The sequence below is a fragment of the Mucilaginibacter sp. P5_A4 genome (assembly GCF_056400605.1).
In genome coordinates this window covers 1-13,130 of sequence record NZ_JBFUKX010000052.1, presented here as the reverse complement: position 1 = coordinate 13,130, position 13,130 = coordinate 1, and the positions used below count along the sequence as shown (strand labels likewise).

The window sequence follows — 13,130 nt, the reverse complement described above, 5'->3', positions numbered from 1 at the left end:
ACATACTTTAATTTTATGATCAAAAACCTATTTAAACATCTCCTTATTTGTGCATTAATCTGCGGTTGCAAACCGGTAAATGCACAGGTAAATACTGTAAAAATCAGCACCATAGGATTGGGCTGGGCTAATAATTCGGTCAATACCGTTATCTTTCGTAAAAACTCCCTTGTTACTTTTAAGGACGAACAATATGCTGCCTATTATAACAATGAGCAGTACATTGTATTAGCAAAAAGAAAAAGCGGGACGGTTAAATGGCAAATCAAGCTTACGCCTTATAAAGGCGATGCAACCGATGCACATAAAGACATCAGCATTATGGTTGATGGGGCAGGCTATCTGCATATGGCATGGGGACTTCATAACCAGCCGTTAAATTATGTAACCGGCATAAAACCGGGAAGCCTTACTTTATCAGCTCCCAAACCTATGACCGGGATTGATGAAAACCGGGTAAGCTACCCTGAATTTTACAGATTGCCTAAGGGCGATCTGCTGTTTCTTTACCGGGACGGCGCTTCGGGAAATGGTAACCTGGTGTTAAACAAGTACAGTGTAGCTACTCAAAAATGGGTAAATATTCAAAACAAATTAATTGATGGCGAAGGCAAGCGCAATGCTTATTGGCAAATGGCCATTGATGCAAAAGGAACCATCCACCTGTCGTGGGTATGGCGCGAAAGCCCGGATGTATCCAGTAATCATGATATGTGTTATGCCCGCTCAAAAGATGGTGGCTTAACCTGGGAAAAGTCAATAGGCGAACGCTATGACCTGCCGATAACGGCAGCTACCGCCGAATACGCGTGTACAATCCCTCAAAAAAGCGAATTGATTAACCAGACATCCATGTTCATTGACGAAAATGGCACCCCTTTTATAGCTACCTACTGGCGGGAAGAAGGGCAAACCATCCCGCAATACCACATCATATATAAAAGTAAGGGCATGTGGAAATATAGTGATATGGGTTTCCGTAAAACTGCTTTTAGTTTAAGCGGGATGGGAACCAAAAGTATACCGGTATCGCGTCCGCAGGTTGTTGCCTGGCAACAGGGTAAAACCCTTGCGGCAGCCCTCATTTTCAGGGATGCCGAGCGTGGCGATAAGGTTTCTATAGCCGTAACGCATAACCTGGATGAAAACAAGTGGGTGGTTAGTGATCTCTCCCCATCTGACGTTGGCGCATGGGAGCCAACTTATGATACCGAATTGTGGAAGGATAAAAAAGTGCTCAACCTGTTTGTACAAAAAGTGGTGCAGGTAGATGGCGAAGGCAAGGCCAATATAAGCTCCCAGCCGGTGCAGGTATTGGAATGGAAACCCGCTGATAATTAATATTAAAAATATGAAATTTAAAAATATATTAAGCTGTTGCCTGGCCCTGTTAATATTTAACCTGGTTAGCGCGCAAACTAAACCATCAGGCGGTTTTGCCGATAGAAAACTATGGCTGGCTTACATGGATAAAGTTGCCCGCCCGGTGTTATCAAACCTGGCTGAGGATAAGCTTAAACAAAATATGCCGGTAAGCCTGGCTGAGCATATTGATAATAAGGAAAGCCGTTCAAAAGTGGCCTACCTGGAGGCTTTTGGCCGTACCCTAAGCGGCATTGCCCCATGGTTAAACCTGGAAGGCGGAGACCCTGCCGAAGTTAAATTACGCAATCAATACCGTAGTTGGGCATTAAAGGCCATAGCCAACGCGGTTAACCCGCAGGCCAAAGATTACCTGCAATGGAGTGGGGGGCAGCCTTTGGTTGATGCCTCTTTTGTAGCCCTCGCCCTGGTCAGGAGCCCCTGGTTATGGGAACACCTTGACGAAAACGTAAAAAAGCAGGTGGTTGATGTTTTAAAAATAACCCGCAATACTGTGCCGGTTTATTCAAACTGGATCCTGTTTTCGGGGATGGTAGAGGCTTTCTTTTGTAAATACGACCTGGGCGATGACCCTGTACGTACCGAATACGGCATCCGCGAATTTACACAGCATTGGTATGTTGGCGATGGTATGTTTTCGGATGGAATGAGCTTCCACCTTGATTATTACAACAGCATCGTGATTCAGCCCTACCTGGGGGTAATATTGCAGGTGCAGGCCGAAAAAAAGAAAACCTACCAGCACGAAGAGCAGCGCGTAAAACTCATAGGGCAGCGCTATGCCGAAATATTGGAGCGTTTGATTAATGCCGATGGCAGTTATCCCGTGATCGGGCGTTCTATTGTTTACAGGGCAGGGGTGTTCCACCATTTGGCCAATATGGCCTATGCCAAACAACTCCCAGCATCATTACCACCCGCGCAGGTACGTTGTGCCTTAACTGCTGTTATTAAAAAAACTTTGGAGTCGCCATCTACATTTACCGCTGATGGCTGGCTTAGCATAGGTTTATATGGTAAGCAACCCGGGCTGGCCGATTTTTATATTACCATAGGCAGCTTGTATATCTGCAGTAATGTTTTTGTTCCGCTTGGATTGCCTGAAACGGACGAGTTCTGGACTGCCCCCCCCCTAAAATGGACCGAAGCCAGGATCTGGAGCGGCGAGGATGTAAGTGCCGATCATGCGCTGGATATCAAATAATAAATATGTAAAACTAATATGAAAAAACTCATCACCTTATGCAGCCTGCTGCTTACCGTTTGTGCGGCACAGGCCCAGGATAGTTTAATTACCAATATACAAAACCGTAAGGCCTTAAGTCTTAATGGTACATGGCAGTATATAGTTGACCCTTATGAAACCGGCTTTTATGATTACCGGTACAAAGAATTGAACGAAAACAACGGCGATGCCTACTGGAATAATGGGATCCCCGCCAATAAAACTGAAAAAAAGGAACACGGCTATAACGACAAATACTCCATTGAAGTCCCCGGCGACTGGAACCATCAAAAGCCGGAGTTTTTATACTACGATGGTACCATATGGTACAAAAAATCATTTGACTACGCTAAGCCGGCAACAGGCAATAAGTGCTTTGTGTACTTTGGCGCTGTAAACTACCGGGCCGATGTTTACCTGAACGGGAAAAAACTGGGCATGCACAAAGGCGGCTTTACCCCCTTTAATTTTGAAGTACCTGCCGGTTTGCTCAAAGAAAAAGATAATTATTTAGTAGTTAAGGTTGATAATAAACGCTACGCAGATGAAGTGCCCACCCTCAACACCGATTGGTGGAATTACGGTGGTATAACCCGCGATGTAAAGCTGGTAGAAATGCCTGAGAGCTTTATCCGGGATTTTGTGATCCAGCTTAAAAAAACGGTTAACGGCGAGGCACCCGGCAGGCAGCCGGAAGTAAGCGGCTGGGTGAAATTAAGTGGCAATACGGTATCGGCGCAGCGTATAACGGTGCAAATACCCGAACTTAATTACAGTAAACAGTTTGCTGCTACGGGAGCAATTACGCCGATCAGTTTTAAACTGCCGAAGGTGCAGTTATGGTCGCCGCAAAACCCCAAATTATATAAGGTTATCATCAGCAGCGGGACTGATAGAACAGAGGATAAGATTGGTTTCCGTACCATTGAGGCGCATGGCGCACAGTTATTGTTAAATGGTAAGCCTGTTTTTATGAGGGGCATCTGCATCCACGGCGAAATACCCCAGGATGTGAGGCGTGCCTATAGTGAAAAAGATGCCGTACAATTGTTAGAGCAGGCCCGCGAGCTTGGCTGTAACATGGTAAGGCTGGCCCATTATCCGCATGATGAAAAAATAACCCGCCTGGCAGATTCTTTGGGCGTACTGGTATGGTCGGAGATCCCGGTTTACTGGACTATTGACTTTGGTAATCAGCAGGTTCTTGAAAAAGCTAAAGCCCAGTTAAATGAAATGATAACCCGCGATCATAACCGGGCCAGTATCATCATCTGGTCGGTAGGGAACGAAACGCCCATAAGCGCGGTACGTACCAATTTTATGCATAATTTAATCATCCGTGCAAAACAACTGGACGATACCCGCCTGGTTTCGGCAGCCCTCGAGGTAAACTACGCTTCGGGCAAGGATGTGAACATAATTGACGACCCGCTTGGCGAGTTTGTTGATCTTGTGGCATTTAACGAATACCTGGGATGGTATGGCGGCTCGCCCGATAAATGCCGTACCACCAACTGGAGCACGCCCTATATTAAACCATTATTTATAAGTGAAACAGGTGCCGAGGCAAAATATGGCTTTCACGCCGATTCATTAACCCGTTTTGATGAAGAATACCAGGAATGGTATTTTAAAGAGCAGGTAGCTATGTTTAAACGTATGCCAGCCAATTTTGTAGGTCTGTCGCCATGGGTAATGGCCGATTTTCGCTCACCTAAACGTAACAACCCGCTGTACCAGGAGGGCTGGAACCGTAAAGGATTTTATGACGATAAGGGCAACAAAAAGAAGGCCTTTTACATACTGCAAAACTATTATAATCAAAAAAGCGCAGAGGCGTTAGTCAATAAACATCAACAATAAAAGCACATTATACCTACCTTGACTTTGTTATGATAAACAGGATAATTTTTGTTGGCTTATTAGCCTTAACACCATATGCAGCCAAATGCCAGCAAAGCCGGCAGGATACATCGGGTGGTTATAAATTGGTTTGGGCCGATGAGTTTAATATAGATGGGGCGCCCGATCCAAAAAACTGGAAATTTGAACAGGGCTTTGTCCGTAACCATGAAGATCAATGGTACCAGGCTGAAAATGCAGCGTGCCATAACGGTTTACTGGTGATAGAAGGGCAAAAGGTACACCAGCCTAATCCTGCCTATAAGCCCGATAGCACCAATTGGAAAACCAACCGGCAGTATATTGAATACACATCGGCCAGCATAAACACCGGCGGGCTGCAAAGCTGGCAATATGGCCGTATGGTGATGCGGGGCAGGATAGATACAGATGCGGGCTTATGGCCCGCCTTTTGGACGCTTGGGGTAAAAAAGCCATGGCCATCAAACGGCGAAATTGATATCATGGAATATTACCAGGATAAGCTATTGGCCAATATTGCCTGCGGTACCTCGGTTGCATATAAAGCAAAATGGTATAGTAATACAAAAGCCCTAAATACCTTTGATGCCGGCTGGAGTAAAAAATTCCATACCTGGCGAATGGACTGGGACGAAACATCGATCAGTTTATATGCCGACGATCAACTGCTTAACCAGGTGGAGCTAAAAGACCTGGTTAACCAGGATGGCAGCGGCTTTAATCCCTTTAAACAACCGCATTATATACTGCTTAACCTTGCGATAGGCGGCGATAACGGCGGCAGTCCCGCCGCAACAATGTTTCCTAAGCGTTTTGAAGTTGATTATGTAAGGGTGTATCAAAAGAAATAAACCTTGAGAAAAAGGACAGGTATAGTGCTAAGACGCTGTTTTTAAATAAATAAACAGGCCGTCATTGCTTTGTTTCTTATAATGACATGATTGAAAGTTATTGATTATCAGCATGTATTTTTTACACATAAACCTCTTACCCGTCATTGCGAGGTACGAAGCAATCCCCGAATTACAGAGTAGCTCTGCAAATCCGATCTGTATTTTGGGGATTGCTTCGTCGTACCTCCTCGCAATGACGATCACGAGGCGGTTGTGGTATCCATACATGTCATTACTGTTTTTTCAGGATTTTTCTGGTGGGAACCTTGCAATAACGCTCTATTCATCTATTTTTACACGGAGCAAAAGCCATATAAACACAAATTAATTACAGTAAAAGAGTTATCGGGAAGATGATTTTAGGATTTAAAGGTAAGATGTGGTGCATTGCACTATTTATGATTGGCGGCGGGGTACAAGCGCAGGATGTGGTTAAATATGTACAACCAATGGCAGGCAGCGGTGTAGCAACTACGCCGGCGGCGCTTAAACATGGTGCCGGAAGCGAATTATTTGCCAATACCATACCTGCAGTGACAACGCCCTTCGCCATGACGCAGTGGACTCCGCAAACCCAAACATCCGAAAATAAATGCGTACCCCCGTATAGGTACAGCGACGATAATTTTAGCGGTATCCGTGGCTCACATTGGTTAAGCGGCTCCTGTACACAGGATTACGGCAGCTTAACTGTGATGCCCATCAGCGGGCATTTAAAAACCGCAGCGGCAGATTATGCAGTTAAATTTAGCCATAATGATGAACAATCATCACCTTACCAATACGATATAAATTTAAAACCTTACAGTTTAAATGCGTCAGTAACATCAACACCCCGTTGCAGTATTATGAAATTTACAGCGGGCAAAACAGACAGTGTTTATTTGCTTATTACGCCCAACAGCGACTATAACCAGGGTTTTGTTAAAATAGATTCCACCAATGGCGAAGTACAAGGCTATAATACGGTTCATCGCATTTACCAGGGATGGGGAAAAGAGGCCGGCTTTAAAGGTTATTTTGTTATCCGGGTTGAAAAAACAATAGCTACCGGCGGCACATTTGCCGATAGTAAAATATTTAGTGTTAAAACTATCGGTAATCAAAAAAACATAGGTGCTTATTTAGGTTTTAAGCTAAAAGCAGGTGAAAGTATTGTAATACGTATCGGCACATCATTTAGCAGTATGGAAGGAGCCCGCAAAAACCTGGAAGCCGAAATTCCGGGGAGTGACTTTGCAGCCATTGCAACTAAAAATAAAGCCGCATGGGAAAAGGCGCTGTCGCAAATCTCCCTGCAAACCACTGTCGAAAAAGATAAACGAATATTTTACACCTCGTTTTACCATGCTATGCAACAGCCGCGTTTATATAACGATGTTGACGGCTTATACCCGGAATTTGCCTCGGTAAACAAGATAGGCAAACTGCAAAGCGGCAATTATTATGATGATTTTTCTTTGTGGGACATTTACCGGGCTCATTTACCTTTATTTGAAATACTAAAGCCATCATTAATAAACGACATTGCCCACTCGCTGGTTTTGAAAGGGCAGCAGGGCGGATGGCTGCCTATATTCCCCTGCTGGAATAGTTATACCTCCGAAATGGTAGGCGATCATTGCAGCTCGGTTATCGCATCGGCCTATTTAAAAGGCATTACCAATTTTGATGTAAAAGAGGCTTACCGTCTCGTTCGTCAAAATGCTTTTGACACCCCGGCTAATAAGGCCGATTATGTAGAAGGAAAAGGCCGGCGCGCGCTAAACAGCTATTTACAATACCACTACATACCGGTTGAAGATAGCGTACCCGATGCATTTCATAAAAAAGAACAGGTGAGCCGTACGCTGGAATATGCCTATGATGATTATGCTACAGCCATGATGGCAAAAAAACTGGGTAAAACAGCCGATTATAAACAATTGATAAAAAGAGCGGCCTATTACAGCAATGTGTTTGATAAAAGCACGGGTATGGTACGCGGGCGTCATGCCGATGGTAGCTGGGTTAACCCTTACTTACCGGATAATAAATCATATTATATTACCGAAGGCACTCCGCGTCAGTATACTTTTTATGTGCCGCAGGATGTTCCCGGACTGGCTAAGCTGATGGGGGGAAGCCCCAAACTGGAAAGCGCGCTGGATAGCCTGTTTAACAAAAACGAATACTGGCATGGCAACGAACCGGGGCACCAGGTTCCCTTTATGTACAACTTTACAGCATCGCCCTGGAAAACCCAGCAACAGGTGCGTAACATTCTGGCAAACGAATATGGCGATGGGCCAGGTGGCTTGAGCGGCAATGACGATGCGGGGCAAATGTCGGCCTGGTATATCTTCGCGTCGATTGGTTTTTATCCCCTAAACCCTGTTTCGGGCCAGTACCTGTTATGTTCGCCCATTTTTGATAAAGTTTCAATTCGGCTGGCAAATGGTAAAACCTTTGCAGTAACAACTCATAAAACAAGCAAAGTTGCGCAATACATATATGCTGTTAAATGGAACGGCAAGGTATTGCATACTAATTATATTACTTATGCTGCTATTGTTGAAGGTGGTAAACTGGATATTTATTTACAGGACAAACCAGATAAACAATGGGGAGCAAAACCTGCCATGCAACCGAAAGGCCTCATGGAAAACGTTAAATAGCATGATAAAAAGATTATTGATCATATTTCTTTGCAGCATTTGCTTGTCGGCATCTGCCCGTCAAAAGGAATATAACATTTTGGATTATGGCGCGGTTGGCGATGGTAAAACAGATAATGCCATAGCGATACAAAAAACTATTGATGCGGCTTCGGGTAACGGCGGCGGCAGGGTAGTAATTCCATCCGGCTGTACTTTTATGAGCGGACCGATCAACCTGAAATCAAATATCGAATTTGAGGTGGAAGTGAACGCCACGCTGTTAGCCAACCCCAGCGAAAGCGTATATACTAAAAGCGCTTTTCGCGAAAATAAAGGGGAGGGCACTATCTGGATAGGTGGGGAAAACCTTAATAACGTAACAATTTGCGGAGGCGGCACTATTGATGGCAACGGCACATCATTTATGGGTAAGGAGTTAGCAGATTCCTATGAGCTTAAACCTTTTAATGTTATTGATCCGCGGCCGCACCTGTTAACGGTAATCGGTGGTAAAAACATTCGGATCCTCAACCTTACTATCCGTAATTCGGCTTATTGGACGGTGCATTTAATTGGCTGTGATGATGTGGCTATTGATAACCTGACACTATTAAATAGCCTGAAAGTACGAAACAGCGATGGCATCGACCTGGACCACAGCAAAAATGTGCGCATCAGTAATTGTTATATTGAATCTGGCGATGATTGTATTTGCCTGAAGAACCGCCGCGAATACCAGGAATTTGGCGCCTGCGAAAATATTACAGTTAGTAATTGTACCATGACCTCGCGCTCCTGCGCCATCAAGATCGGTTCTGAGAATATGGACAGGATAAGCCACGTGCTGATAAACAACTGCATCATCAAAAACAGTAACCGGGGTATCGGGATCCAAAACCGGGATGAAGGCACGGTTTCGGATGTGATCTTTTCCAATATACTGGTTAATTCGCACCTGTTTTCGGATGTATGGTGGGGCAAGGCCGAACCTATTTACGTTACCGCTTATCGTCGTGCAAACACAAATAATAAAGATGCGGGCTGGCGCTTGCCCAAAGGCGCAACTGAAGGCCGGGTAGGCGAAGTGAAGAATATTTATTTCAGCAACATCAAATGTGTTAGCGAGAACGGTATTTATGTGGGCGCCGAAACAGCTGATAAAGTCTCCGGTATTGTGTTTGACCAGGTTGATGTGGTTATCAATAAAACAACAGAAGTGCCGGGAGGAGTATATGATCGCCGGCCTGCCCAGGTAGAAGGTTTGTTAAAAGGCCGCACCTCGGCGTTTTACCTGGATAAGGCCAGTCACATCACTATTCGCAATAGCTCGGTAAACTGGGGTAATGGCCGTCCTGCTTACTTTGCCCATATGCTGGAAACTCATGAGGTTACCGATCTGAAAACGAGTAATATGGATGGTGCATCTGCATTTCCGGGTAAATTAGGAGCTGTAAAGCAATATTAAAGCAGCAGAAACTACTTCTAATTTCCAAAAAAAGCCTTTTGTCATGCTGAACGTTTGAAGCATCTATTATTCGCCATGCTTCTTCGCCCTGTACAGTCTGCGAAAGGAGATCCTCCGTTTCTGCCAATGACAGTTTTAAAAAAAAACTTTTTGTCATCCTGAACGGAGTGAAGGATCTACTCTCCGCCATGCCTCTTCGCCCTGTACAGTCTGCGAATAGATCCTTCACTCCGTTCAGGATGACAAACCTTTTAAAACGTCATTTCCCCTTCAGAGTTTCGCGGAATTTTACCACTCCTTCTCTCCTTCAGAATCCGCGTGATTTTGTACTATGCAACAACGGTCTGTTTATCTATTTTCAAACAGCCTCTAAGAACTTTTTGGCGCCGTAGTATCAAAAAACGAAAATAATTTAAGTACGGTAGGTATGCCCACGGTTATAATTGTAAGGTACTTAATAAGTGTGGAATAGGCCTCTTGTTGCGAGGTGAAAAGAAAGGCCAAAACAGCAATGATCAATATAAGGAGGGGAGTTTTTAGTTTGTTCCAGTTACCATTGTCTTTAATCTGTTCTTTTATTTTCATTGCTTCTGATCGTCCTATTGCAGTAAGTATAAAATACCGGAAACCCCGGTTGAAAAGTTTAAGAGAACTTCCTTCTTGTACAATTAGCCCCTTGCTAAGCAGTAAAGTAAGGTTATACTCATCAAAAGGATTTACCAGGCCGTCCTGCGCAAGATCATAAAGCAGAAACTTTTCCTCTTTAGTTAATGACTGCCACATATACATATAAAAATAGTGTGCTGTAATCCCTATTTTAAATGAGAGTGCATCACAATCTGGCGGAACGTTTCCTTTACTCTCGGTTTTAAGCAGGTTTATTATTGGTTTTTGCAGCTTTTTAAAAAAGTGACCATTGTTTGTTTCATACAGGAGTGTTTTTTCCCATAAGGCCATATGTTTTTCTATTTGAAGTTTACCCGGGTCTAATTTTTTTATCACGATCTTAAAATGTCCTAATAATACATGCCATCTTTCCAGGTCATGTTCGGGTAGTCTTTTTTCTTCATTCTTATATTTTTCCAGGTCATTTAATGAATCCAGGAAATCAACAGGGTGCACTGTAGAAATTATAAAAACCTTGGCACTGTTTCTTTGCATAAGGTCTTCCAGGAAGTTTAGTTTTAAACGGTTGGTGGCCGGGTTTTTTATATCATATTCAAAATGGTTTACAATAATCAGCGAGTACCTGGTATCCCTTACCGCTGTTTTTAAATTGTTCCAGTCCATTTGGGTCAGATTGTTGTCGTCATTAGGAATATGAATCATATCAGCAATCAAACAATTATTTAAGGTTTCGTCGGTGTAAGAGTAGGTTATAGCAGAGGCATTTTTTCCTTTAATTTTATGTTCGTGTATTAAGCTCATAACACTATCCAGCTTACCAGAACCGGGAGAACCGATTATAAAAAGTAATGAGTTAAGCTTATTATCGGTTAACAGAAGGTTATCAATGTTTTCCCAATATGTTTCAGAAGGTAGGTTTAATGCAAATAGCTTTCTTAAAATATGATGAAACACATAGCAAAAAAGGAGGAGGGAACCCAAAAAGCCACTCCAGTAAGTTACACCCAGGTACCATTTTTTATCCATTGTAATTCCCGGCAAATTATATTGAATAGGGAAGGAACTGGCCTGGATATAGGAATTGGCCGATTGTTTATAATAAGTATAATTCTGGCCCGAAGTAAATAATCCATTGTAAATCCATAAGCTATCTGCAGCGGAGTGATATAACTCATTCATGCCGGGTATAAGGTTATCTTGATCAATAGTTAACTGATCAAATAAGGTTGTTGAAAAATAGTTTTCTAAGGGCGGCGTTATGCCTGGTTTTCCGGATAAAACATTGTACCTGTTAATCCAGATACCATCGGGGTAAATATTTTCAAATGTGGACTTTTTTGATAATAAGGGGTTTTGCGTTATTATGTTTTTGATAAATTGTGTGTGCCTGTAACGTGTAACCAGCTTTGTTTCGTAATTAAAAGCAGTAGTATAAAACAGGGCTACGGGCAGGCCGCTCGTTATTATAATGCGGGTAAACGTCATTACCGAATAGCTGGTACTAAAATCCCATCCCTTATATTTTTTAAGCAAATCTTTATCGCAAAGTAAGGCATGAATTCTCCTGGTTAATATTAAAAGAAGGAATAAGGTGATTTCATAAGTTAACAGGGGAAAAACATCTGTTGAAATACATGTTGCGACATTTATAAGGCCAATAATGATGCTTAGCGCAATTGATGCATTCCTTTTTTGTTTGTATAGCTCGGGCTTAGTTTTTCTATAAAATACAGCATACAGATTGTTTATGAAAAGTATTGCTGCCGTGCCCGATACTAAAAGGATAAAAAAGGACTGTAAAAACGTGGTGTAATTACACCATATAATGAGCAGGACGATAGTAATAAGGTTACCGAATACCGCTAAATTATACTGATGATGAAGAAAACTGTTGGGACCGATCCACGAGATATCAAAGAATTGTTTTTTATAGTAAGTTTTTTTGATGGAAACCAAAAAGACTGCCAACAGTATTACGGCTATGATAAAGAAAAAAGCAAATAACATTGAAAAACTGAAGAGAAAATTATTGATATCGCGAATGCTTTTATACGATGTATCTTCAAGTATTACAAGGTAATAAGGAAGGTCGTGTATTGGGCTTGCATAAGCTATGTATTTTTTTCCAGCGTACCTTGTTGCAAAATCCTTTTCGGTGTGTGCTTCTATGCTGGCTTTCAAACTTTGATAATCTGAGAACTCATCAAACAGGTTTTGGTTAAGGTTTTTGGAAGCATTGGCATGATATAATACCTTGCCCTGGTTATTGATGATGCAATAAAGATAGCCTGCTGATAAAATGGCATGATCGAGGCTTTTAAAATTAACAGATAAAGCTACGTACGGGGCATTTTTGTTTATTGATGGTTTGGATATAACCGAAGTGAATACCCCTGATGTCCATGATATTACCTGGTCAAAATAATAAGGCTGCTTGGGGTTGTTATTTACATAAAGCGACCTGTTATCACGTAGTTTGGTAAAATAATCCCGGTTGGCGTAATTACCCGGCGGCGAAGGGTCTGATTTTGCGTACCAGCCCTTTACTTCTGTCCCTTTATTATTTAGCCAGAAAATCTGGTTAACATCCACATCCCGGGTAAGGAGTTTTAATTGCGTTTGAATATTGGGAGATATCGCTTTTTCATTTTGGTCCTCAATAGCCTTTTGCGCACCAATTCCGGGATTATTTGTGTTGGGTGTGTTGTTTTGAGAATTTACTAATAAATCTGCCTGGGTTAAAACACGGTAAGCCTTAGCAATCTCCATATCGAATCGCTGTTTCAGGTTATTGGCAATATTCCTGCTGGTTAATTTTGATGCAGATATGCCCGGCCGGAAGGGTAAATTGTATTTAAAAAAAGCGAAGAACAGTATCGACATCAACAGCATGGATACTGCAAAGGAAAATATGCCATCAGTTGCTGTTAGCCGGTCTTTATTTCCCATTTGGTAAAGCTTTAACCAGGGTAAAGCAAGTATGGAAGCGATAGCAATGGTTAGCAGTAAAATGA

General features: G+C 42.7%; 7 protein-coding genes. 6 read left to right on the top strand and 1 reads right to left on the bottom strand.

The genetic code is table 11. The features are described 5' to 3' along the window. The first annotated feature begins 15 nt into the window (after window positions 1–15). The 6 genes from AC1DQW_RS23290 (at window position 16) to AC1DQW_RS23265 (ending at window position 9,489) form a co-directional block, all read left to right on the top strand. Window positions 16–1,341, top strand: a complete 1,326-nt coding sequence (locus AC1DQW_RS23290) for a BNR repeat-containing protein (RefSeq protein ID WP_477456242.1) — start codon at window positions 16–18, stop codon at window positions 1,339–1,341. Window positions 1,342–1,351: 10 nt separating this feature from the next. Further along, window positions 1,352–2,587 carry a DUF2264 domain-containing protein gene (locus AC1DQW_RS23285; RefSeq protein ID WP_477456241.1) on the top strand — a complete coding sequence of 412 codons (1,236 nt, stop codon included), beginning with the start codon at window positions 1,352–1,354 and terminating at the stop codon, window positions 2,585–2,587. A gap of 18 nt (window positions 2,588–2,605) precedes the next feature. Next, window positions 2,606–4,471 (top strand): glycoside hydrolase family 2 protein, encoded by a 1,866-nt coding sequence (locus AC1DQW_RS23280; protein WP_477456240.1) that lies wholly within the window; start codon window positions 2,606–2,608, stop codon window positions 4,469–4,471. A gap of 29 nt (window positions 4,472–4,500) precedes the next feature. Next, window positions 4,501–5,343, top strand: coding sequence for a glycoside hydrolase family 16 protein (locus AC1DQW_RS23275; RefSeq protein ID WP_477456239.1), 843 nt, complete (start codon window positions 4,501–4,503; stop codon window positions 5,341–5,343). 395 nt (window positions 5,344–5,738) lie between these two features. Beyond that, window positions 5,739–8,042 (top strand): GH92 family glycosyl hydrolase, encoded by a 2,304-nt coding sequence (locus AC1DQW_RS23270; protein WP_477456238.1) that lies wholly within the window; start codon window positions 5,739–5,741, stop codon window positions 8,040–8,042. A gap of 1 nt (window position 8,043) precedes the next feature. Then, the gene (locus AC1DQW_RS23265; protein WP_477456237.1) at window positions 8,044–9,489 is read left to right on the top strand and encodes a glycoside hydrolase family 28 protein; all 1,446 of its coding nucleotides are present in this window, start codon (window positions 8,044–8,046) and stop codon (window positions 9,487–9,489) included. A 369-nt stretch (window positions 9,490–9,858) separates the two neighbouring features. Here AC1DQW_RS23265 and AC1DQW_RS23260 read toward each other — a convergent pair. Next, on the bottom strand, window positions 9,859–13,130 hold a 3,272-nt coding region (locus AC1DQW_RS23260; protein ID WP_477456236.1), incomplete at its 5' end, for a cache domain-containing protein.